The following is a 22,617-nucleotide window of genomic DNA, read 5'->3' as shown; positions in this document are numbered from 1 at the left end:
GTCCACCCTGAAGGTAGTTCAGGTTATGTACGGAAGATTTCGTATATTCAGGTGAGTTCTTTCTATTCACCTTAAAGCAAGCTATATGAATCTCCTACACCGCGTTGAATTATGGGGTGACAGGCATCATCCCCGCTGGATGGACATTATTCGGATAGCACTGGGAATCTTCCTTTGCATAAAAGGGGTGCAGTTCGTTTACAACATGAGCGAATTGCTGGCACGTGTGGATGCCAATCTTCCCATGCCGGAGTTTGCAATGGTTGTATTGGGACACTATATTTTTGTGGCTCATTTGCTGGGAGGCATCCTGTTGGTCCTGGGTGCATACACCCGCATTGCCAGTCTCATTCAAATTCCGATTGTACTGGGCGCAATTTTCTTTGTCAATTCTTCCAGGGAGCTATGGCGGCCCTTTCCTGAATTGATTGTATCCTTAGTGGTTTTACTGCTATTGGTGTATTTCCTGGTTGCGGGCGATGGCCAATGGATTATAAAAACGGATGATAAAACCGGGCGATGATTTAATCGGTGTGCGCCATGGCAAAATTGTAAAAATCCTGAACTGTTACCAGACGGGTAAAATCCTCCGGTTTAACCTTGAAGTGCAGGTTATGTTCTATCACTACAGCCAGGTCGATATAATCCAGGCTGTCCAGTTCCAGTGTTTCCTTCAATTTGGCATCCGGAGTTATCTTGTCGGCATCTACCTCAAATTCTTCCACCAGGAACTTATTTATTTTTTCAATGATTTCGGTCTCTGTCATAACGAATGGCGTTATTTTAAGATAATATCCTACTCAAATGTACAACTAATGCCAACTGTTTAGTAATTTCCTCGCATGCTGAAACCAGATTTAAACAGTTCCTATGATGTGATTGTAATTGGCGCAGGTGCAGGTGGGTTAACTGCCGCAGCCATTTTGAGCAAGGCGGGGCTCTCCGTTTGTGTGTTGGAGAAGGAACCTCATGCGGGTGGTTACCTGGCCGGGTTTCGCAGGAAGAATTTCCTATTTGATACAGCCATCCACTGGCTCAACCAATATGGACCAGGCGGTATGATCTGCCGGATTTTCGATGTGATCGGGAAAGACTATCCGGTTGCCATCCCCCAAAAGAGAATCAGGCTGATGAAGGGTAACAACTACAGTTACCTGCTGACAAATAATCCCGATGAACTTCGCAACCAGCTGATCGCTGAGTTCCCGCATGAGAAGGAAGGTCTGTTGAAATTTTTTGCCAGCGCCAAAAAGATCGGTAAATCCTTCAAACATTTCAACAGTGTATTCCGTTCCGGTGAAACCATGACCACCTGGGAAAAAATAAAATCGAAGTGGGGCATGCTGAAATTCGTACTTCCCTTTATACCCTATGTTATGTATAAGGGCGATAAAGGCGTGAAAAAAGGTCTCAGCAAGTTTTTCAGGGATCCTGGATTACAGCGGATTTTTTCCGCCGAGTCAGAATTGATCGGCTGTTTTGTGCCGATCGGCTGGGCGTATTACGGCGATTTCCAGAGCCCGCCGCATGGTGGAAGTCAGATGATCCCCAAATGGCTGCAGCATAATATAGAGTCATTTGGCAGTACTGTTTTGTTCCAAAGCAGGGTGAGTTCAATAATGGTTGAGAATAATACCAGCGTAGGCGTTCGGTTTGAGCACCGCAAAAAATCCTGCGAGTTGAAAAGCAAGTATGTGATCGCGGCCTGTGATATTGAGACCCTGTACGAAAAAATGCTGCCCGCCGATATTATACCTGAAAAGCTGAAGAAAAAATTGCGCAGTGCCGAACTTTACAGTTCATCAGTAACCCTTTCCATTGCCCTGGATTGCCCTGCAGAAGCACTGGGCTTCAATGAAGAAATGGTACACCTTATTGATGAGAACCTGCCACATGCAGCCTATTCCAATGGCAATCCGGATACCGTTGAAGTCAATATCCTGGCAGCAACGGTACGTGATAAATCACTGGCGCCTGAACACCAGGGAACCCTTACCATCTATATGCCGGCCAATATGGAGTATGAAAGAGAATGGATGACTACCAGGGATGAAAACGGGAATTATGTGAGGGGTGAAGCGTATAAGAAACTAAAAACAGAGATCGCCGAAAAGCTACTGAAAAGGGTGGAGGAGAAGGTTGCGCCCGGACTGAGGTCGCATATCCTTTTTTATGAAGTGGCAACTCCGGTTACTCATTGGCGTTATACCGGCAATAAAAATGGCACCATGATGGGCGCCAGGCCGGGAAAGGAAAATATGCAGAATAATATTGCGCATTACCAGACACCGGTGAAGAACCTGATCCTGGGCGGCCATTGGGCAGAACTGGGCGGCGGTGTTCCCATTGCCGTTAAAGCCGGCACCAATGCGAGCCTGCTGGTACTGAGAAAGGAAAAACCTGAGGCGTTCCGGCTGCTGGCAGATTATATGGACGGGAAGGCGTCTTTAGAAAAATTGCAGGCATCGGGCTGTTTCAGGCAAAGCGAAAAACCCTGGGTACCTGTACCAACCCCTGCCCAAAGGGCCAGTGCAAGGGCTGCTCAGGAACCTGTAACAGAAATAACTGACGCCGGTTAATTTCCCCGGTGTTTTTCAAAACCGCGACGAACGATTAACTGAATTTTTGCTTCAGGTAAGCCAGGGCCATACCATAAGCCTCCTTACTTTTTTCTTCGTCGTATTTGGGATTGCTGGGATTGGAGAAACCATGAACCGCGTCGAATATTTTGTATTCCAGCTTTTTATTGGCTTCCTTCATCTTTGCGGCAAAGTCCTCAATGATTTCTTTTGAAATATACTGCTCAGTGGCAAAGAGTCCCAGCACATCGCTGTTAAGGGTTTTCAATTGCTCTACATCACGTACCGGCATACCATAATAAATGACGGAACCAACATTGTTCCTGCCACCGATCAGTGCAGAACGAAGAGACCAGCCACCGCCGAAACACCAGCCCACATTGGCAACTTTTGCCTTTTTGCCGGCATGCTGGTAGGCTCCTTTCACGATATTCTGAAGGCGATTCTGGTCGCGCCCCTGCATGATTTGTCCTGCCTCCTTTGGATCGGATGTTGACTTGCCATCGTACATATCCAGTGCAAGCACATTCACATCGCCACCCAGGTCAGTATAAAACACATCCGCCATTTTTTTGATATGGTCATTCAATCCCCACCATTCCTGGTAAACAAAGAGCCATTTGTCTGATTTCTTTTTTGCCTTCACCAGGTAGCCGCTGGCATTGTTGCCATCGGGAGTAGGAAAACTGATCATGTCTCCATTGCCTTTGTAGTTGATGAGGAGTGGCGAAGGGTGGAGGGCCTGGAAGGCAGGGTCATTTGCGAAAGCTTCCATGCCAGTGGCAGGACCATTAATTGCTGCATCGGGGTGGCAATACACCGCGTTTTTCAGGTGTGCCGTCGGAGAAGGCTTGATCAGACCTAAAGTGGTCAGCAGTAAACCGAATCCTGTAATGATGAGTTTGAACATGATAATTGGCTTTGATGAAAGAGAAAACCTATAACATAATTTACGATAAAAAGTTGGGGACAGTGAGTGTAAAAGAAAAAGGTTGTAATTCAATGAATTACAACCTTTTTACGTGCCCCAAACTGTACAATTCTCGAACCACTTTATACCTGATTTAACGAGACTTGCGAATCTTATGACTGCATAAGAATTTTGCAGGTCTTTTTTAGTGCCTGATTTTAAGCAGTTTAAAAACGATAAAATTGTGAAGAATGAAAATTGATAAAGGCTATACTGAATTTATACAGTCTATTAAAAGGCAAATTGTACAAAGCCGGTATGTGGCAGCCAGGTTGGCCAACAGGGAGCAACTGATGTTGTACTTTAAAACCGGGGTGATGATTTCGGAGAAGATAAAGGCTCAGAAATGGGGTGCTAAAGTACTTGACCAGATTTCAGCAGACCTGCAAAAGGAACTGCCTGGACTAAAAGGTTTTTCGTCGGGAAACCTGAAGAAAATAAGGCTGTTTGCGGAGGCTTATGCACCCCATCTGGTAATTGGTTCGACGCCGTCGAACCAATTAGGGCTGGCTGACCCCAGTGAGGTTTTTTCAATTAGTTCGACACTGTCGAACCTAATTGAAAATAAGGCCTTTTATGAGGCTTTTACGGGCATCAGCTTCTCACATCATTTTACTATTATCACTAAAGTAAAGGCTTGGGAAGCCCGGATTTTCTATATCCAGTCTACGGCGGCAAATTTTTGGTCGCTGACGGTGCTGGAACATCATATTGAAAATAACCTGTTTGGTAAGGAAGGGAAACTGCCCAACAATTTTGATGCCACTTTGGCGGAGACCCTGAAGCCCTCTGCACTAAAAGTATTTAAAGATGAATACCTGCTGGATTTTATTGCCGGTGATGAACTGGATGATGAACGCCATATTGAACAGCAGGTGGTTTTAAACATCCGCAACTTTATTTTGCAGATGGGTAAAGGCTTTTGCTTTATTGGCAACCAATATAGGCTGGAAGTGGATGGTGATGAATTTTTTATTGACCTGCTGTTTTTTAACCGCCACCTCCAATGCCTGGTGGCTTTTGAACTGAAGAAAGGAAAATTTAAGCCTGCAGATGCAGGGCAGCTTAATTTTTACCTGAATGTACTGGATGAAAAAGTAAAACTGCAGCAAGAAAACAGCAGTATTGGTATTGTGCTTTGCAAGGAGAAAAATAATACGGTTGTTGAGTTTGCCATTAAGAGTTTTGACAAAGCAATGGGTGTGGCTACTTATAAAACCAGTAAACAAGCACCGGTGCAAATGAACGGGATATTGCCTGATACGGATGAGTTGGGGAAGTTATTGGAGTGATTTTTTTTGATACCAGCTTCAGTATTTCATGGCATCATCGTTGCAATCCTTTCATTGGTTGGTTAGAATGGCATCAGGATAAATCAAGCATGAAATGTTTCAACAAAGGGTTTGAAGTTCCGTCATGTTTTGAGTAGTAACTGTAACTAACATTGTGAGCCTTATTATTAACCAATATCTCTTTAGCTCTCTTTTCAGTAATAAGTATTCGATTTAGTAGCTCAACTATTTTATGACTCTTGCCTTCTAATACATAACCAAGAAGGCAACCATTAGAATATCTGCCACTGGTAAAATTATCTATTCCCGTTTCAATATATCTTTTCCTGAGTTTATAAGCATCCACAATTGCTCCTGTTGAGTTTTTAGTCCAGTTATTTTCCGCTAAATTTTTAGCTTCCATATAATATTCGAATTCAGCATTTGAACTCCATACAGAATATTTAAAATCAATTCGTGGAGATTTGTCTGCATCTTTCAGGCCATCATAAGTTTCATCTGTATCAAGATAGTTTTCCCTTGTTAAAGTGATTTGCAAATCTAACCTGAGTTGGCTTTCCATCATAAATCCAATCAACTGTGCCGTTATATTATTTTCACTTTCTTCACTTACTTTACGATTTGAGTTTCGGAGAGAATTATAGGCGTCCAATAGAAGGTAAATGCAATTACCTTCGAATTTTAGTTTGAATTGATTTATTATATCTTGGTTTAGCTTGCCGTTCATTTATGACATTTTCAAGATTTCACTCACTAATTCCCTGGCATCATTTATGGCCATTGAACTGCTCCAAAATCTTTTTTGATTTGGTTTGATTATGTAAATGTCATTCCCATCATAATATTTTATTTGCTTTTGAATATAAATGTTCTTTGCTAATGCTTTGAGAGTATATTTATTTATTGCAGATAGATACGCTTCGTAGACTTCCGAACCAAATGATTCTACTTCCTTCTTCTTTTTATCAAAAGTTAATTTTACAATATTTAAAGGAATTCCTTTTCGAATTTCAAAAACGGAAGAATTAACAATCAGTTTTTCTGAAGAGAGGTATTCGTTTAACTCTGTACAAATTGTAGTTCCATAAGCCTTGTTTTCTGTTCCCGTAATGGACTTTAGTGCTGATGATTTATGCCCATCAAATAAAAGACTAACGCCTGTGTTGATAAAATCATCTACTAAGATGCGTTCTTTAGCCGATAAAGAAAAAAGATTAAAAACAATACCATTGATATCTTTTTCCAAATCAGAAATATCAATGTTCATTGGAAAATTTTCCGTTATCCGGGTTTTTATTTCGTCTGACTTTTCTGCTAATTGCTCGTAGATTTTCTCATCATAGTTTATGGGTAAGCTATAAACCTCATTTGTTTGAATTTCTTCTCTTTCAATTCCTATGGAAGATGAAATAAGAAAGAGATAATATGTTGCTAAAGTCGAATTAACAATTGATGCGATAGATTGCAGAAGTTGTTTTGAGCCTCCTGCAACACCTAAAACCTTGCTATTGAAAGTGCAGTTTTTATCAAGGTATGAGGCACATAATTTTTTATCACTTAATCCTTTTTTAATTACTAAGTGGGGTGAATAAAATACTTCCTTTTTATTTAGTCTCCTGAAGTCTTTGATTTCTTTTAAAGGATTATTTCCCTGAATTTTATAGAATTTTTTGTATATAAGGGCTGAGGCTTCTGTTACATCATCAATCAACTTGCTAAACTCATTTCGTGAAGTAAAGTATCGCTTAATGTTTTCTGGTTTCAAATATGGAAGTTTGGAAATCTCTTCGTTACGAATAGGCCTCTCTGTTGTGCTGTCCATAAATTGCAATCCAAGCCCTTTACTAAGTTTTTTTTCCTTAAACAGGTCAGAGAGGGTTGACAGCTTTTCTAACTTGGTAATCAAATTAAAATCCTCCAATGTTCCCCACATAGCAATCTTCCAAATTTGTGTAGAGGGGTTCTGGCACTCATTTCTTGGAAGAAATTTTATATCTGTAGAATCAATTATTACTCCTTCTGTCAAACTGCTTTTCACATAAGTTTTAGGAGCCCAGTATTCAATAGTAGCACTTTGTTTTTGTGGCAGTTTACTTTGATAAAATGCAATGCTAACAGGGCCTACAGCAGAGGAAAAAAGTTGCCCCCCAAATGTTTTCGGTGTCTTTCTAAATATTGAGAAGTTGTAAACCTTTTCGACATAGGTGTCATTAAATAACCACCTTCTAAAATTTTTAAATGTACCTTCCTTATTGGTTAAAATCTTGGTATTAAATATCAAAGCTATTGAACCCCTTGGAGCAAAACTGATTGATTTATGTAAAAAAGGAATTACCATATCTTGCCCAAAGTCATTTTTGGTGCAGTAATCCTTAATAGAAGGGAGGTCAATTTTAGAACCAAACGGAGGATTTCCTACCACTAAATCAATATCGCCAAAACAATCTGCCGCCACCTCACCAATACTATCTTGTCTGAGTAAATTATTGCCTTGTTTTTTTAAGGCTTTATCTTTCGGGTCGAAAATTAAATAAGGAAATCTATATCGCTTATCAATCCATAGAGTTCTCGGGTTTAAATGTTCCAGCATTGCTAGATATAAACTGAAAGCTGTAACCCTGATTGCCAATCGGTCATATTCAATCCCAAAAATATTTTTTTCAAGAATTTCTCTTAAATCACCAAAACTTATTTGTTGACCAGGGTGAGCATTCTTCCATCGTTTAACTAACCGCTTGAAGCTTTCAACCAAGAAAATTCCTGAACCGCAAGCTGGGTCAAGGATTTTAAATTGCCACTGGGTTTCGTTTTTAAATTTTAGTTTTTCATTCAGTATTAATTCCACTAAAGATGGTGGAGTGTAATACTGCCCTGCTTTTTCTTTTTGACTTTCTTTAAACTCTTCCAGAAAATGCTCATAGATTTCACTTAGTAATTCAATTTGAATTATATCAAACCGGAAGAGTCTCCATTCATTAAACAATTTTGGTGTACCAGTTAAATCACCATCAAAAAGGCATTTTTTTATTACATCAAGATGTTTTTCTGTAACCGTCTTCTTTTCTCCAGGTATTAATGGAAATACATTACCATTAAAGTGGTCTTCCACTTTTTCAAAAATTGAATAGGTGGAATCTTTGTCTGCAAGAATATCAATATAGCTGATAGCACCAGGCAATATTTTTTTATATAAATTGGTTTCTTTTGCTGCCCCCTTATCTTCTAAATACATAATGAAAATAGAACGCATCAATAAACTATGAATGACTTCGTCTGATAATTCTAATTTCTTAAGCTGCTTTGCAGCATTCAAAAGTGATTTAACCAAATATTTATCAATTCTTTCCTGTAATGAAATCTTATCTCTTAGTTTGTTTTCCGTAGTCCATAGAAGGCCGCAATCAACAGCAACCCTGGAAAATAGTTCTTTGATGTTATGAAGTGCTTTCAAATTATCAAAATCAGAACGAATGATTTCTAACTTTTCTAATTCATCAGATAATTTAAGGCTTGTATTTTCGTAATTGAACGGTTTTTTAGAGCAGTTATAAATTCTAATTTCTGTTTTGGATAAAATAAATAAAAAAATAACTTTTCGATAATTCCAACATAGGTGTTGAATCCGGGCAATGTCTTTTAATGTACCTTCATCGAAATGATTTATTTCTTTAAATAAAATAGCAGGATAATCACCGGACAAATAAACCTTATCAACCCCTAAATAACTTATTTCTTCCAAATCGGAAGAGAGGTTTTCTTTACGCACATTTTGAACCTCTGTGAAATCAAAATCAATATAGAATTCCTTTGGAGTCATAAGTTTATAAGCCTGAGAGTAATTGGTTTAGTTCAAAAATACTAAAATAATTAGTATTTCATCATTCTTTGGTCAAAAATAATGGATTACAAGGGTTTAGAGGTCAATTAAATGGACAGCAAGCATCAATTTTTCAACTATTTATCACCCTTCTCCGCCTTCAACCTCCTTACTTCCTCCCCAATCAGCCTCTTAATATCCATCTTCACGGTAATAATTATCCAGCACCTGCTGTTGCTGAACATGGAAAGTATTAGAAGTATTAAAAAATAACTAAACCACCTCAAACTCAGCACAATCAATTCTGACATCCTGCGGTAGCAGTTTTTGCTCTAATAATCTGCAGTAAGGAGCTTCGTTTTTTGTGGAGAAATGTTTACAGTAATGGCAGGTACGTTGTACACTGATGGCCCCTGATTGATGGAGTTGGGTTATAAGCTTTGTTATGTTTTGCCATAGCATTAATTTTTCAGGCAGGTTAAAGTCAACTATAATTTCTGTAACGGGATTTACAAAATGTTCTGTATCGGATACGATACTTTTTCCTGCAGCAGTTAGCTGAATGGTGTAACTCCGGGTATCCACTTCATCGGCCAGTTTCTTAATCATCTTTTTTTGCTCCAGCACTTTTATAGCATCACTGATGGTGGGCTTGGTTACATTAAATTCCTGTGCCAGGTAACTGATGGTGGATTTATCGGCAGAGTGGTGCTTTATAAAAATGAGCAATTGAATTTGTATAGGGCTTAATCGATGTTGTTTTGCCTTTTCCCATAACAATATCCTGAATACCTGTGATAGCCGTTCCAACCCGACAACAATCTTGCTATCGAGGTTTGCGTTTTGTTCTTTTAAGTTAAAGACCGACATGCTATTTGCAATTTTCCATTTCTAATATAAAATACCCTTTTCTGTTGATGGCGGCCTCCATTTCAGGAGTAGCTGCCTCTATATGACAAAAGCGACACTCTTTAGCCGTTAATGGTTGTCCATCCTGATTTTTAGATTGTAAGTAATCCTTACCAAATGTATGAATTATTGTTTCATCTTTTATAATATCTGGTGCAATAATGTCGAAGTGCATTATACTGCCATCTTTCCTTGTTATATAAGTATCCCAAACAGCAACTCTCATTTTACTAAATTTTAGATTTTAAAAATAAAAAGATGAATAGCCAGATTAACCCCTTTAGCAGGAAGAAAATAAATCCGGCTATTCCTATTCTTTTAAAATATGATGTTATTTTAGAATTCACCTTTAGTGATATACGGATACGTCCAGAGAATGACTGTGAGGGTTACGGCTTTAAACCATGCAGCATACATTGCTTCAACTGCCTCAGCGCTGTGTCCTTTTTTGGCTAAAAAACCTTTTATAGTTGCTGTAATGGGAAATATAAATGCTACCATATAGCGGTAATGAATAATGGGAACTGTATCTACACCATCTGTTTTATTCTTTTTGCTGCTATGGTGCCGCAAAGCAATTTCGTGTTGATAGTTTAACCAGTCCTGGCCGTATGGCCGGTTGCATAAATCCATAATCCATTGCCCGAATCTTGCCCTTACAGCAGTTAAATAGTCCATGTTTGGCTGACCATTCCTGGTAAAATAATGAACCAGGTGTTCGTTGCCACCAACAAAGCCATACCAGAGGTCAAGCACTTCGTTGGTTTGGTCTTTTAATACTTCCCCCGCCAATCGCAGATTCTTCTCATCTTCAGAGGTAAACAGCACTGTTTTTTTAAGCAGTTCTAAATCGGCAATACTTACTGGTGATTGTCCCACTTGCCCATAGGCATAACCCTTAATTTGTTCTGACATTGTATAAAATTTTTAGTTATTGAAAGAACAAATATAGTAAGGAATCCTAACTAATAAAATTTTTTGTTTTTGCCTTCAATTATTTAGTACCAGATTTCTCGGCCTTCAACCTCTCCACTTCCTCCCCAATCAACCGCTTAATATCCATCTTCACCTGGTAATAATTGTCCAGCACCTGCTGTTGGGTAACATTGGAAACAGCAGGAATATCCCGGTAGTTGCTAACCTCTGCATTTAGCTTTTCATGGTCGTTTATAATTTCGGAATGAAACATTTTAAGTTTGATTTTCTCTAACGGGTCATCGGCAACCATACCAACGAACTCACCGGAAGAAAGGGCAGCAATTTTGCTGGCAGGTATGGCAGCATCCAATTGTTTGCTGTGGCTGATGGAAGTATCCATACGATTGATGGAAACACTCTGCCTGTCCTGCATTATTTTTCCGAACCGTTCACTTAACAGTTTTGAAGTTTCACCCATCACCTGGCCGCTGATGATGTTGCCAGTGATGTTTACAATTACATCAGCTTGCTCCCGGCCATAATCTTTTTTCAATTGACTAAAATCCTGCATGGCCAGAGTGGTGGCAACTTTATTACTTCTTGCGGTGGCAATAAGGCTGTCAATATTGTTGAAATAGATGGTGGGGAATTCATCAAAGACCAAACTGCATTTCTGCATCCCTTTTTTGTTTACTTGACGTACCAACCGGGAAACATAGAGTGACAAAACCGCACCATAGATTTGCTGCTTCTCCGGGTTGTTGCCCACACAAACAATTTTTGGATGTTTAGGGTTGTTAATGTCCAACGTAAAATCATTACCCGATAATACCCAATACAACTGTGGAGCAGCAAGCCTTGCCATACCAATTTTTGCAGAAGCTACTTGTCCTTCCAATTGCTCCATCGCATCATTTTGATAAGCGGTAATAAAAGGATTTACCAGCACTTCAATTTCTGGCTGTGTGTTTAGTACCGGAAACAATTCATCATACTCTGCCTGCATCAGTTCTATTACATGCGGCAGGGTGCAATATTTTCCATCGGCATACTTTCGTAAGAACCATATAACAGCCGTGACAAAATTGATGGGTGATTCCACAAAAAAATCTCCCTGCTTGTTAATCCATTCCCTGTTCAACCCTAATAAAATTGTTCTGGCACTTTCTGTAGCATCAGTAATATCATTCATACTGTTTGGGTCAAGCGGATTGCAGCGGTGTGATACAGAAAGGTTGTCGAAGTTGATGACGAAGAAAGATGGCTTAATGGAATAGTTGTGTTTGTTTTGCTGCAGCCAGTTGTAAACAATCCTGCTCAAATCATCGTATTTAAAGTCATACACAAACATGGCAAAGCCTTTTTCTATATGTTGTTTGATGACATGCTGAATAACAAACCAGCTTTTACCTGCGCCAGGGCTGCCAATAACTAAAAGTCCTCTGAATGGATTGATGATGTTTATCCAACTTTTTCTTATCTGACTTTTCAAATAGTATTTGGCGGGCAAATTGATGGAGTATTCATTGGTGAGCAACCGTTCTTCCTGCGGAAAGGTTTCATTGAGTGAGTTAAATACATCATCTGAAAGATTGAGTTTGATTAAACGGCTCAGTAAGTTTCCTCCGGCGAGTATTAATAAAAAACCAATACCGGTGACAACCATGTAAACCACGGCAACTATTTCAATCGTTTCGTTCGACCGAAAGAACCAACTACTGCCAAAGAAAAGAAGCAAGCCAATCAACAGATATGCGGCGATACTTCGCTTGTTTATTTTTTCATCTTTTTTGCCCTGTGCTCCCAGCAAGGAAATGATAAGCAAACCCACCGCAATTAATTTTGAAACAAACACTCCACTAAACAATCCTGTCTGACTGATATTTTTCATCAACCTGTCTGTAATAGTGCTGGTGATTTCCCACTGCTCAAAAGCCCGGTAACAGAAATAATAAAAATGCAGCAGCAAAATAAATATGCTGGCAAACCTGGTGAGGTCAATTATTTTCCGCAGCCCCTGTTCATTCTCTCCTGTAACTGACATGACACTAATTTTAGAATTATGAATTTGGATTCTTCCTTTTTTTCTTCCGTTTCTTTTTCAGCAGTGAGTAAGGCGTGTTTCCAAATTGCTCTTTTGTTGATAGCAATGTATCAAGCAGGTTGTCTTTAGTTGCAGGGATTGTATTTGCCTTCTCCTTGTCTTTTGCAACAAACATTTCCTTACCAACACTGCCTGAGGAATGGCTGCTTTCCTTTTCTTCCTGCCTGACTGTTTTATCAAGTGAAGGATTTGAGAGATTGCTTTGAATAGCCGCCGCACTGTAACCCTTGCCTAAATCACTTCCATTGAACACACATTTATTTTGGTTGTCAACAAACGTTATTCCATACAACCTGCCTTCGGTATTTTGACGAAGCAATGTGTAAATATTTTTATTCTTTAAATGCTCAATCAAGTCTTTCATAGTTGCCGGTGATTGAGCAAGGCAATCATCAAGCTTGACCTTTACAAAAGGTTTCAGGGTTTCTTTTGCTGTTTCATTTGCTGTAAATTTCTTCTCCAGGTTATCCAAAGTTGGCTTACAGGAAATAGAACTTGCTTTAATAGGAACACCGACTTTGTTTCCATCTGCATCCAGCACCCGATAAACCAATCCACGGTTCTTGTAAATCCTTCCATCTTCCTTGCCTCTGTCAGCAACTACATTGAATTGTTTGAGTGCTGCGTTAAACTCCGGCAATGAACAAAACTTATAGCTGCTGAAAACAGCGCTTACTACATTTGAAATGCTTCTTTTAGTTTCATGCTTTCCATAAATCACTTTTTCAATATCAACAGCTTTAATGCCGGGGCTTCTTAATTGCTGTTGCCTTTCTGCTTTTATCAATCCATAGGTTTGCTCAATTTCCTTTCTTGCTTTTTCACCCTGGTTTCTGCCGATGTTGTGGGTGTTAATCCTGCTGCCATCAGCTTTGATAGTAGTGCTTACTATGTGTATGTGCGGATGTCCGGCATCTTCATGTTTGTAAACTAAGTAAGGCTGTTCACCAAATCCAATCTTTTGCATATAGTCGCTTGCAATCTGTAACAGCTTATTTTCTGGCAGCTTTTCTGATGGGTCAAAATTGAGTGAGACATGCAATGTTTTGGTGGTGGCTCTTTCATTCAAACTATTCAGTCTTTGAAAACCACCCAGCTTCTGATAAAAATTCATTTCGTTTGCGTCTTTAAGATAATTGGCTGCATGAAGACAAACAGCGTTCCCTTTCTGCACCTTCTTCTCGTTGTAGTTGAGTGCAGCTTCAATACTTTTCGGTATGGTTATTTTTGCAACCATTGCTCATAGAGTTGGTTCATCCGTAATTTGATTTCATCCACTTTACCGATTAGTGCTTTTTGTAAGCTATCATACTGTTGCACCCACAGCCTGAATTCAGGTATCTTATCCAGCAGGTGCAGTTTGTGGACAGCCTGGTTAAAATTATTGCCGATTGCATTGAGTTCTTTTTTCAGGCTTAGCATGTCCAGTAAAAAATCATCTGCGCTTTCATTTCTGTACTTCACTGTAACAGGTTTTTGCAGTACTACTTTCCGCAGATAACTGCTGGTATCTTTTTCGGTAGTTTGTTGTTGAAATTTTTCAAGCTGATTGAATTCAGTTTCATTCATTCTCACCACTACCATTTTCCGCCTCACTTCTTTTTCACTTTTCTTCATGGTTTGTCGTTTTCTGTTTCAATACCCCGAAGCGACTCCGGAGTGAAGGGCAAGATGACCCAAACGTATAACGTTTGTACATCTTGCCATGTGCAAGACACGGCACATTATGCCTTTGTAAAATCTATCCGTTGAGAATATCTTATGCCCTTGTAAAGTCATAGTAAAACATGTGTAAAAAATGTACCAGCATTGCTGTTTGCTTGGCTAATTTTTAGTCAGACAACACTTAAGATTTCATTAGCTGCAGAAGTGTTATTTTTACCATATGGAAATGGATATAAAAATTGCAGAAATTATGGAGATTGTTTTGGACGATGATAGCCGGTTTTTTTACACAATAAAGCAGGTAGAAATCATCAATACTTTAGGTGCAGCAGTTGCTGTTTTGGATGAATATTTTATTACAAGTTCTGTCGGTGAAAATTACAAATTACATAAGACTAAAGAGGGGAATTGGTATGATATGGAAGCAGCAAATCCAAACGGAAATAATAGTATTTTAAGGGCTTTAAAATTGGCAATGGATAATCAATAAAAAAAACTTTTTTTTCTGGAAGATTTGAAAGTAAATATTACATGTAAAAGCTGTAGCGCAATGCCATTTCATCACCTTCATCTAAGTATTTCAAAATTTCCCCAACCCTTCTTGCACACTCAATAGTGATTGGTAATCGCCGGTCAAATTGAGTATTATTCCAGTTCATCTTGGTTAAAGCAAGTATCTCATCACAAATTAAGTTTGGTGATTCATCATACTCATACAACCTTACTTCAACAGGGCTTGGAATATACTTGCCAGTATAAGTTTCAAAATACGGCACAGAACCCCTTGTGTAAAGCAGATGATGTTTATCGCTAAAACTTAATTGAGTTCCCCTTAAAGGTGGGTATGAATTTTCACGATAAAGCCTGAAGTCCGAATCAATTATTGTAATTAAATCTACCTGATGGATGAAATACTTTTTTGCAGCTTGCTTAAACCCTTCTATCTCAGCTTCATTAAAATTTGAAGTCTTATGGAGTACAAGCCTTTTCGGCGTTTGTTTTACCGCATCGTGATATTCTTTTAACGATAAATCAAGCAAGTTAAAAGCTTGCTCTTCTTTCAGGTGCGGAATATTATCATTTTTGGGCTTTACTATCTCTTCTCCACGTAAAATAACCCCCTTGCCTAATTCGTTAAATATTTGTGCAATGCTTGTTTGTGTTGTCTTTTTATCCCTGCTTTTATAAAAACTTATTCCAGCGTAACAAGTAGTTTCGGACATATCTTTTCTTATCAAAGCCCACGGAGTTCCTGAAGATTTATAATACAACGCTGTAAAGAAATTCCAAGCAATGGTAGCTGGGTCTTGCATTTCTGCAGTTGGGTTTGCAATCCTATCTCTTACAATCTGAATGGGAATATTGTATTGCATCGCTTTAGCCTTTAAATACCGGCGAAAGTTCTTTTCTTTTTCAGTTACATCGTCTTCAATTTCTTCTTTCGAAATAATAAGTTCTTCATCTGTTTGAGGTTCAAAAGTTGCTTCTACAAGATGCTTCACTAAATCCTCTGTTATTACACAAAGAATAACATCCGGGCTTTTGTTTTTCGATAGATATTTTATTTCTGCTAAATACAGGTCAGCAATTAACTGAATTATTTTTTCAAGGCTGTCATTTTTCTTTAAAATATCTTCAATATCTGAGTTATTGATTTTTCGTAAATAAGTATCATCAAATGTTACTTCGCTTTTGAAACCAGCATTTTTATTAAAGCCACAAAATCCAGGAAAAAGATTTGTAATAATTCGTTTACCTTTTTTGGGTTTCTTGCCTTCAATTTCATACTTACAAGACTTAACCCAATCTGCTACCAAATCAACACTTTCACTTTTACCAACGAATCCCAAAACAATCTTCTCAGGTCTCACATTGTTGATGTCAAACGGATTATATGAAACAATACCACCTTTGGGACAAACATGTTGATTTGACCCGAACTGTAAAGAGGGCTCTTCGATATATCTTAGCTTCATCAATCGAATAATGATTTTGATAGTTCTATGTCTGGATTCAGATTAATTTCATGCTCATTTTTGGGGACAAATTCTTTCGGGGGCAACCATTTGGAATCATCCAATTTTGGAATGAAACTTAACGGCGATAGCCTGTTTATCTTAATGAAAGGATATCTGTCAGTAAATAAATCCTGATAAGCCAGATAATAGCCAAAAAACCGATACTGATAATAAACAGTATTATTATTCTCCTGCCGTTTAAGACCGGATAAATAACTTTCTTCAAATCTTGAAGGTTTAAATCCACCAGGATTTGAAAAACTCCAAGTGGGATTAATAACCAAAAACCAATCTTTTCCAATCAGTTCAAAGGAAGGTCTAAATGCCATGCTTCTGAAGCAAATAACGTGGCCCTCCTTTTTATTTATCATTTTGAAAATGGCCGTTTTTGTTGATTCATTTTTCCCCTTCCATCTTACCTTCTTTTCATTTGGATTTGCCTTACTATTTCTAAACCGTAGCAAGCCTTTTTTACCGACCCATTCCATATTCCTGCTCTTGCATTTTTCAATTAAGTGCTGACGCAAAAGGTTTTTAAAATTTCTCTCATATACCTCGCTGGAAGTATAATATTCTGCTGGGTCAATTTCTGTTATTGTTCCTTTATCTACAAACTGAAACAAAGGGTCTTTGGAGTCAAACAAATCCCGTAAGGTTAACAGCTTATTTTCTCTAAGAATGTAATCTTGCAAATAAACTTCTTTAGCTATCATTGCATTTCTTAAAAGCTCATCTGTCCGAAAACTATTTCTTTTTCTTAACCCTTTATCTACTCTCCATTGATTTAAGTTTTCTATAATTAATTCTTCATCAAGATTAAGGTCAGCGACATACATTTTATCAGGAAACCCTATTGGAAGAAAATTCAGGTGAAGATTTTCGGGTTCGTTTTTTAAGAACCCAGATTGGAATTTTTTATTCCTCGATTCTATTTGAACATCTGAAAATTCATGCTCACATAACCTTGCAATGTGCTCAAGTTTTTCTAATGATTGGATATAGGTAATTCTGCTTCTAAGGTCACTAATATCAATAATATGGTTAGCAATATTAAAGTCAAAACCTTCAGGAGTATTTTCTTTAATAATCTTCTCCGAATACTTTTCTTCTTTTTGGGTTAAAATGTAAACGTAAAGCGTTTCGTATTTTGCCTGGAGATTATTTTCCCCAAATTTCTGTAAGGTATTTTTCACCTTCTCTAAACTTGCAGTGGATGTAACCTGAAATGCAACTTTATTTGCATCATCAATTAAATCAACAGATGGATAATTTTTTTTGTGGGAAGAATTGGCATTTTCAAGCTTTATATCAAAAACTGCATTTAATATTGGTATCAAAGCATTTTCGGAGTGAATATTTATATCATAAAGGTTCATGTCATTATATGACTTTACCTCCTCTACAAATCTTGCAAGGTATTTGGCAATTTTATCTATATAATCCTTTCTATTCATATCCTGTATCCCGTTGAAGAATTGATAAAGTAACCATGCAAAATAATTTTGCTTGACCACCTTCGCTTACTTCATTTCCCCATTTTTGCTGAAGGCGGTGGCCCTGCTTTTTATTTCATTCCAGCTTAATGGCATCCTACTAAAGGAGTTAGTTGTAAATATAGCTTATAAGGGGCAATTTCAACCACTTACAGCATTTCGAGAGCATAAAAAAGGGCTATAAAAGCCCCTCATTCGCAAAGCTGTAATATCCTTCGCTGGTGATAATAATGTGGTCTATCACTTTTATATCGTGGTATGCAGCAGCAGCTTTTATTTTTTGGGTTAATTCTTCATCTGCCCGGCTTGGTTTTAAATTTCCTGAAGGATGATTGTGAGAAAGTATGATTGACACAGCTAAAGATTTAATAGCAGCAGCCAGTATCAATCTTGGGTCGGCTACTGTGCCAGTTAAACCACCAGCAGATGCTTCATAAACACCAATTACTTTGTTGCCTCTGTTTAATAACATCACTTTAAATTCTTCCTGCATCTCGATGGTGTTTTCATTCCATAATTCTTTCAGCAATTGATAGCAATCTTTAACGCTGCTAATCTTTGGTCTTTCAGAAGCTTTTACTGTTGTTTTATAAACCAATTCTACTTCTGCTACTCTTGTCCATTCTGGAAAATTCATTCCTAACTGTTCCATAACATTTCATTTTAAAGGTTTAGAAATTAATTATGGAACCTCACCCGCCTTTTGGCGACCAAGGCAATGAAGCAACGGAATAAATAGTATCTAAAGCTATGTAGGAATAGTTTTCTTTATGCCGGAATTTCATTGCCGCCACGGAGACAAAAGGGGAACTTTGTGGGAAATTAATGAAGAAAAATTAATACTATTTCTTTAGTATTAAATCAGCGTTGCGGATTTATTAATTAGCTATTCACTTAGCCGGGTATCTGTGAAATCTTCAAATGAAAACGTCACATCGTGTTTTTCATTTCTTTTTAGTTCATCAAGATTAAAATTGAGACGATGCCCTTTGGGCATTCCAAACTTTTCAGCAAAATGCTTATCTATAAATGGCGGTATATTAGGTACTGTAACTGTTTTTATTCCATCAAACATCCATTTATCAGTTTTGTTTAATGGAAGCGTTAGTTGATAGGTATAATTATGAAACATGATACAAACTATATGCATTGGCACCATCTCTGTCTTTTCCTTTTTTTCAAAAAGAATAATCATTGGCGATGGGAATGCTGGGCCTGGATGTACATATACATTTAGTTTATAGAGTGGATTGTCTGACTCTTCATTTTTTCTCTTTGACTGAAGCATTGCAAAAGCGATTTCATAATCATCAACCAATTCATCAGGCAAAACCGACAGCCCCATTTTTAAAAATGACTTGTAAACATTGTTGGGATTATAAGACGGTCGTATAGTATGAAAAGTAACCTTTTTGTTCTCGGCATCTAAAGTAAAATGATTATTTTCTTGTTCGTGTGATTCAATTCTTAGTTTAGCAATGTCATCTGCTGCCTCATAATCTTTTTGCACTATGAATGTTTTATCAGGCGATTTAAATTTAAGGCCACCTGCTTTCGCATTAGAAAAATTGAAGGCCCGACTTACCCCAATAAAATTTGCCAAATCGTTTTCATATTTGCCAAACAGACTATTACATTTATCGCATTCAAAATCTGAAAGAAGGTATTTATTTCCGATTAACTCAGGTAACAGGTGTGCTTTTGACTTAAATTTTTCTTCTTTGCTATATTTTGCTTTACAAAACCTGCATATTCTATCTTTTTTAAGTTTTAAAGGCCGTCTATGTAATTCATCATCGGCAATTAGGTTCTTAATTGCATAAAACCCAGTAAACCTTTCATACATTTCTGTGAATTCATTAGTCGGATTTCCTATGAATTCTCTATTTATCTTACTGGGATTGCCAGGTATTTCGGTATATTTTAGACGAAACATTCTTATTTATTTAAGACTATGCGTTAACTGAAATAAATTAGCTAAAGTTACAAAAAAACCAAGCTGCCCCGCCATTTTATAAACTCTATTATAATGTTGCGGGGCAGCTTTTTTATAAGTTTAAGGGGCATCTTACAATGCCCCTTAAACTTTAATTAACTCCAGTTACCTGCGAACTCACACTTTACAAAACTCTCACAAAGCTGAAATGCTTTTTGCGTTCTTAACTGTGCCGTGCCGCCATACAATAATGATTTCATTTTGGCTTCATCGTCTTTGTAATGTCGCACATTTTGAAAATAGCCGGTAATGGCATTGTATGTACCAAACACAGTTCCCTTTGTGGTTTCATATTGTTGCGATGGGCTGGTCATATTGTATTCATATACCTCTTCACACATATTTTTAAAGCAGGTACTTAGTTCATCCAGTTCACCTTTTTCAATGTTCTGCAACACTTCTTTGTTTGGCACCATTGCAAGCTGTATCAATTTCTGCACTTCTTTATCTGTAATACTAACTTTTGCCCATTGGTTAAAAATGCCTTCTAACTGTACAGAAAGCTGGTTGGATATGCCCATTACTTTATGGGCTTCTTCCAGCCGTTCTTTTACATTGGCGGTGTGGCGTATTTTAATAGCATTGCTACAGCTTTTTAAAGCAGCATTAAGGGTGTTGTTGCAAACAATTCTTATCGGCGTAAAAGCCGCCATTATACTGCCAAACCCATCATGTGAAGTGGTAAGAAATAAATACTTTTCAATCATATCATCACTTCCTACTTTAATGTAACCCGGTAATTTAGCAGTAATAAAAATCTTTTCACCCTTGCCTAATGCTCCTGCAGTTTCGTATTGTATGCCATCACCCTCTACAATCGCATCAAAGAAACTAAAGGCATCTACATTTTGTACTACTTCATAATCTTTCCCTAAACGGTCGCCTAATATTGCGTTGGTATCAGGGCGGTAAGTATAAAATGAACTGGTAGAAATAATCTCATTGCCATTATCAAGCCGGTGAATATTGGGTCTTTTGCAAACTTCAAAATCAAGCCCTGCAAATTGCAATGCTGCTGCGCTGTTGGGATAGTCCTGCACTATCTGCCCTAAACCGTGCCATGCTTTTTCTTTTACTGAAAAAAAACTGTGTTTACCTGTTTGCTCATTAAAATTGATATTGTGTGCCATAGTTGTAAATTTTTGGTTGATTAAAAAATGAAAAGCATCCCGCCTTTTGACGGGATGCCTGTTTGTTTAAAATGGTAAGTCTTCTGCAACTTCTGAAAGGGCTGCTGATGCAGTGCTCATTGGTACAACTGGTGCAGTTGTATTACTGCCGCCGTTTGGTTTGCCATGTAGTTTAATACTGTTTACATGAAAGGTAAGGCTGGCTTTTACTTCGCCTTCTTTGTTTGTCCAGGCGTTTGCACCAACACGGCCATTGCACTCAACTAATGAGCCTTTGGTTAAATACGGTGCTATGCCCGGATTAATCCAGTAAGCACAGTTTACATAGGTTGTAATTTTCTGTACCTCATCACTGCCTTTTGTTTTGTAGGTGTCGTTAATAGCAATAGAAAAGTTCACCACTTTTTTCCCTGCTTTTGTTTCGCTAACGGTTGCGTCTGCTGTTACTCGTCCGATGATTTCCATAACATGAAATTTTAAATGTTTAAAAAATGATTGTTTAATTGTGTTCTGATGATGAAAAAAAAATGTTTTGTAAAAGAAAAAATGGAAAAAAAGAAAGCATTACAGTAAGGCGGCTGCAGGGAAGCAAAAAGGAAACGGAATAAATAAAATCTTAAGTAGTGTGGGATATGCTTGTTTATGCCGTAGTCTTTTTGCACTTTGATAAATCATTATCGCAGCCGCATAACTTCGCTTTCGCTTTTACCCATTTTCTTACAAAACGGGTTAATAATATTTGCAGATTCTTTCTTTAGAGATGAGAAAAGGATTCTTTAAAGTATCTGGAATACCTGGATGTGTGGAATTGTGTTTGGCAGGTTAGTTTTTGTGTATCTGGCAGAAAAGCCAATCTCAATTCCCAATAATCTTTACCCGGCGTAATGGTTTCGCCGTTTCGTTATGACGAAGGAGTAACGATTTATGTAAACGGTGAAAGCCCGTCTGACAGGACGGGCAAGGATTGCGCCGGTTCTATTAATGATAGAAGAACAGAACGATGAACGGAGCGTCGCAACAGAAGATGCACAAAGATTTAAAGCTGATAACAACAAAATACTACTTGCCTGAAAGAATAGCATAGTTTTCTGTTCGCCTTTTTTCGTCGTGGTCATGAACGAAGCCCATAGACTTTAGTTGAGATATATACTCAACAGGTAATTTATTTTGAATGGCTCCGCTTACAATAAAATCTTTATACCAATCAAAGGGCAGCAAATTATTGTCTATCGTTTTACTATCGGCAATATAAACTTGGGCAACGTAAGGGTTATTGGTTTCATCAGAAAATGTCAATGTATCCTCATTGTAACCCATACCTAAACCTTCTGCTTTATCAAGCAAAGGTTTCTCATTACTGTTAATGTAAAACAAAACTCCCCAAACCAATTCACCAAGATTATCAGTCTTTACAATATTCGCTTTTGCAGACCCGTCTTTCTTGCTAACCTTATTACAAACTAATTTATATCCCGGAAGAAATACGTTACAAACTTTCACTGCTGAAGGAACCCTTTGTGTAAGCCTGTTTAAATTCATATTAGAGCCGTAAGCAAAAATCAACATATAGCAGTCAGATTTAGAATACAAATCTACATGGCTTCTTTGGTTATCTGGAATTGTGTTTGGCAGGACAGGTTATGTATATCTGCCGATAGCCAAACTCAATTCCCATTTTCATTGTCCGGCACAGTGGTTCTGTTATCTTTTTATTAATGGAGAATAG

21 protein-coding genes are annotated in these 22,617 nt (G+C 37.9%); 4 read left to right on the top strand and 17 right to left on the bottom strand.

Annotated features, from left to right (window positions below):
- The first annotated feature begins 85 nt into the window (after positions 1–85).
- Positions 86–523 (top strand): DoxX family membrane protein, encoded by a 438-nt coding sequence (locus BC349_RS01820; protein ID WP_187255046.1) that lies wholly within the window; start codon positions 86–88, stop codon positions 521–523.
- 1 nt (position 524) lies between these two features.
- Here the strand turns inward: BC349_RS01820 and BC349_RS01815 are convergent, their stop codons facing one another.
- On the bottom strand, positions 525–767 hold the full coding sequence (locus BC349_RS01815; protein WP_187255045.1) for an acyl carrier protein: 243 nt from the start codon (positions 765–767) through the stop codon (positions 525–527).
- A gap of 75 nt (positions 768–842) precedes the next feature.
- Between BC349_RS01815 and BC349_RS01810 the strand changes: the two genes are divergently transcribed.
- Positions 843–2,579, top strand: coding sequence for a phytoene desaturase family protein (locus BC349_RS01810; protein ID WP_187255044.1), 1,737 nt, complete (start codon positions 843–845; stop codon positions 2,577–2,579).
- Between the two features lie 34 nt (positions 2,580–2,613).
- On the opposite strand, the gene BC349_RS01805 is transcribed toward BC349_RS01810, so the two are convergent.
- Positions 2,614–3,489, bottom strand: a complete 876-nt coding sequence (locus BC349_RS01805) for a dienelactone hydrolase family protein (RefSeq protein WP_187255043.1) — start codon at positions 3,487–3,489, stop codon at positions 2,614–2,616.
- Positions 3,490–3,740: 251 nt separating this feature from the next.
- Between BC349_RS01805 and BC349_RS01800 the strand changes: the two genes are divergently transcribed.
- On the top strand, positions 3,741–4,841 hold the full coding sequence (locus tag BC349_RS01800; RefSeq protein WP_187255042.1) for a PDDEXK nuclease domain-containing protein: 1,101 nt from the start codon (positions 3,741–3,743) through the stop codon (positions 4,839–4,841).
- 73 nt (positions 4,842–4,914) lie between these two features.
- On the opposite strand, the gene BC349_RS01795 is transcribed toward BC349_RS01800, so the two are convergent.
- The 8 genes from BC349_RS01795 to BC349_RS01760 form a co-directional block, all read right to left on the bottom strand.
- On the bottom strand, positions 4,915–5,568 hold the full coding sequence (locus tag BC349_RS01795) for a hypothetical protein (RefSeq protein ID WP_187255041.1): 654 nt from the start codon (positions 5,566–5,568) through the stop codon (positions 4,915–4,917).
- A complete protein-coding gene (locus BC349_RS01790; RefSeq protein ID WP_187255040.1) occupies positions 5,569–8,658 on the bottom strand; it encodes an N-6 DNA methylase in 3,090 nt (1,029 codons plus the stop codon).
- 273 nt (positions 8,659–8,931) lie between these two features.
- Positions 8,932–9,438, bottom strand: a complete 507-nt coding sequence (locus BC349_RS01785) for a MarR family winged helix-turn-helix transcriptional regulator (RefSeq protein ID WP_222840048.1) — start codon at positions 9,436–9,438, stop codon at positions 8,932–8,934.
- Between the two features lie 91 nt (positions 9,439–9,529).
- The gene (locus tag BC349_RS01780) at positions 9,530–9,793 is read right to left on the bottom strand and encodes a DUF2024 family protein (protein WP_187255038.1); all 264 of its coding nucleotides are present in this window, start codon (positions 9,791–9,793) and stop codon (positions 9,530–9,532) included.
- 110 nt (positions 9,794–9,903) lie between these two features.
- Positions 9,904–10,482, bottom strand: a complete 579-nt coding sequence (locus tag BC349_RS01775; RefSeq protein WP_187255037.1) for a protoglobin domain-containing protein — start codon at positions 10,480–10,482, stop codon at positions 9,904–9,906.
- Between the two features lie 79 nt (positions 10,483–10,561).
- Positions 10,562–12,529 (bottom strand): conjugal transfer protein MobC, encoded by a 1,968-nt coding sequence (gene mobC / locus BC349_RS01770; protein ID WP_187255036.1) that lies wholly within the window; start codon positions 12,527–12,529, stop codon positions 10,562–10,564.
- Between the two features lie 16 nt (positions 12,530–12,545).
- Positions 12,546–13,826: a relaxase/mobilization nuclease domain-containing protein gene (locus BC349_RS01765; RefSeq protein ID WP_187255035.1), complete on the bottom strand. Its 1,281-nt coding sequence runs from the start codon at positions 13,824–13,826 to the stop codon at positions 12,546–12,548.
- The gene (locus BC349_RS01760; RefSeq protein WP_222840047.1) at positions 13,811–14,206 is read right to left on the bottom strand and encodes a plasmid mobilization protein; all 396 of its coding nucleotides are present in this window, start codon (positions 14,204–14,206) and stop codon (positions 13,811–13,813) included. The genes BC349_RS01765 and BC349_RS01760 overlap by 16 nt, the downstream gene beginning before the upstream one ends.
- Positions 14,207–14,474: 268 nt before the next feature.
- Here BC349_RS01760 and BC349_RS01755 point away from each other — a divergent pair, with 268 nt between their 5' ends.
- On the top strand, positions 14,475–14,744 hold the full coding sequence (locus BC349_RS01755) for a hypothetical protein (RefSeq protein WP_187255034.1): 270 nt from the start codon (positions 14,475–14,477) through the stop codon (positions 14,742–14,744).
- A gap of 37 nt (positions 14,745–14,781) precedes the next feature.
- Here the strand turns inward: BC349_RS01755 and BC349_RS01750 are convergent, their stop codons facing one another.
- The 7 genes from BC349_RS01750 to BC349_RS01720 form a co-directional block, all read right to left on the bottom strand.
- Positions 14,782–16,230: an argonaute/piwi family protein gene (locus BC349_RS01750; protein ID WP_187255033.1), complete on the bottom strand. Its 1,449-nt coding sequence runs from the start codon at positions 16,228–16,230 to the stop codon at positions 14,782–14,784.
- Entirely contained in the window at positions 16,230–17,726 is a 1,497-nt protein-coding gene (locus tag BC349_RS01745; protein WP_187255032.1) for an SMEK domain-containing protein, read from the bottom strand. Before BC349_RS01745 ends, BC349_RS01750 begins: the two co-directional genes overlap by 1 nt.
- 217 nt (positions 17,727–17,943) lie before the next feature.
- Positions 17,944–18,417, bottom strand: coding sequence for a JAB domain-containing protein (locus BC349_RS01740; RefSeq protein ID WP_187255031.1), 474 nt, complete (start codon positions 18,415–18,417; stop codon positions 17,944–17,946).
- Positions 18,418–18,651: 234 nt separating this feature from the next.
- The gene (locus BC349_RS01735; protein ID WP_187255030.1) at positions 18,652–19,701 is read right to left on the bottom strand and encodes an HNH endonuclease; all 1,050 of its coding nucleotides are present in this window, start codon (positions 19,699–19,701) and stop codon (positions 18,652–18,654) included.
- A gap of 155 nt (positions 19,702–19,856) precedes the next feature.
- Positions 19,857–20,891, bottom strand: coding sequence for a DUF932 domain-containing protein (locus tag BC349_RS01730; RefSeq protein ID WP_187255029.1), 1,035 nt, complete (start codon positions 20,889–20,891; stop codon positions 19,857–19,859).
- Between the two features lie 66 nt (positions 20,892–20,957).
- On the bottom strand, positions 20,958–21,356 hold the full coding sequence (locus tag BC349_RS01725) for a single-stranded DNA-binding protein (protein ID WP_187255028.1): 399 nt from the start codon (positions 21,354–21,356) through the stop codon (positions 20,958–20,960).
- A 594-nt stretch (positions 21,357–21,950) separates the two neighbouring features.
- A complete protein-coding gene (locus BC349_RS01720) occupies positions 21,951–22,457 on the bottom strand; it encodes a gamma-glutamylcyclotransferase family protein (RefSeq protein WP_187255027.1) in 507 nt (168 codons plus the stop codon).
- Between the last annotated feature and the right edge of the window lie 160 nt (positions 22,458–22,617).

This window comes from Flavihumibacter stibioxidans (genome assembly GCF_014332695.1).
GTDB classification, from domain to species: Bacteria; Bacteroidota; Bacteroidia; order Chitinophagales; family Chitinophagaceae; genus Flavihumibacter; species Flavihumibacter stibioxidans.
The sequence above is the reverse complement of the archived record's forward strand: the minus strand, read 5'-3'. Positions and strand labels throughout refer to the sequence as shown.

What these genes read in the sequence shown, in the direction of transcription:
- BC349_RS01775 (WP_187255037.1), bottom strand. Translation starts at nt 10,482, where the DNA reads ATGTCAGAACAAATTAAGGGTTATGCCTATGGGCAAGTGGGACAATCA.
- BC349_RS01810 (WP_187255044.1), top strand. Translation starts at nt 843, where the DNA reads ATGCTGAAACCAGATTTAAACAGTTCCTATGATGTGATTGTAATTGGC.
- BC349_RS01750 (WP_187255033.1), bottom strand. Translation starts at nt 16,230, where the DNA reads ATGAAGCTAAGATATATCGAAGAGCCCTCTTTACAGTTCGGGTCAAAT.
- BC349_RS01820 (WP_187255046.1), top strand. Translation starts at nt 86, where the DNA reads ATGAATCTCCTACACCGCGTTGAATTATGGGGTGACAGGCATCATCCC.
- BC349_RS01745 (WP_187255032.1), bottom strand. Translation starts at nt 17,726, where the DNA reads ATGAATAGAAAGGATTATATAGATAAAATTGCCAAATACCTTGCAAGA.
- BC349_RS01765 (WP_187255035.1), bottom strand. Translation starts at nt 13,826, where the DNA reads ATGGTTGCAAAAATAACCATACCGAAAAGTATTGAAGCTGCACTCAAC.
- BC349_RS01800 (WP_187255042.1), top strand. Translation starts at nt 3,741, where the DNA reads ATGAAAATTGATAAAGGCTATACTGAATTTATACAGTCTATTAAAAGG.
- BC349_RS01795 (WP_187255041.1), bottom strand. Translation starts at nt 5,568, where the DNA reads ATGAACGGCAAGCTAAACCAAGATATAATAAATCAATTCAAACTAAAA.
- BC349_RS01730 (WP_187255029.1), bottom strand. Translation starts at nt 20,891, where the DNA reads ATGGCACACAATATCAATTTTAATGAGCAAACAGGTAAACACAGTTTT.
- BC349_RS01780 (WP_187255038.1), bottom strand. Translation starts at nt 9,793, where the DNA reads ATGAGAGTTGCTGTTTGGGATACTTATATAACAAGGAAAGATGGCAGT.
- BC349_RS01740 (WP_187255031.1), bottom strand. Translation starts at nt 18,417, where the DNA reads ATGGAACAGTTAGGAATGAATTTTCCAGAATGGACAAGAGTAGCAGAA.
- BC349_RS01735 (WP_187255030.1), bottom strand. Translation starts at nt 19,701, where the DNA reads ATGTTTCGTCTAAAATATACCGAAATACCTGGCAATCCCAGTAAGATA.
- BC349_RS01790 (WP_187255040.1), bottom strand. Translation starts at nt 8,658, where the DNA reads ATGACTCCAAAGGAATTCTATATTGATTTTGATTTCACAGAGGTTCAA.
- BC349_RS01755 (WP_187255034.1), top strand. Translation starts at nt 14,475, where the DNA reads ATGGAAATGGATATAAAAATTGCAGAAATTATGGAGATTGTTTTGGAC.
- BC349_RS01815 (WP_187255045.1), bottom strand. Translation starts at nt 767, where the DNA reads ATGACAGAGACCGAAATCATTGAAAAAATAAATAAGTTCCTGGTGGAA.
- BC349_RS01725 (WP_187255028.1), bottom strand. Translation starts at nt 21,356, where the DNA reads ATGGAAATCATCGGACGAGTAACAGCAGACGCAACCGTTAGCGAAACA.
- mobC (WP_187255036.1), bottom strand. Translation starts at nt 12,529, where the DNA reads ATGTCAGTTACAGGAGAGAATGAACAGGGGCTGCGGAAAATAATTGAC.
- BC349_RS01720 (WP_187255027.1), bottom strand. Translation starts at nt 22,457, where the DNA reads ATGTTGATTTTTGCTTACGGCTCTAATATGAATTTAAACAGGCTTACA.
- BC349_RS01805 (WP_187255043.1), bottom strand. Translation starts at nt 3,489, where the DNA reads ATGTTCAAACTCATCATTACAGGATTCGGTTTACTGCTGACCACTTTA.
- BC349_RS01760 (WP_222840047.1), bottom strand. Translation starts at nt 14,206, where the DNA reads ATGAAGAAAAGTGAAAAAGAAGTGAGGCGGAAAATGGTAGTGGTGAGA.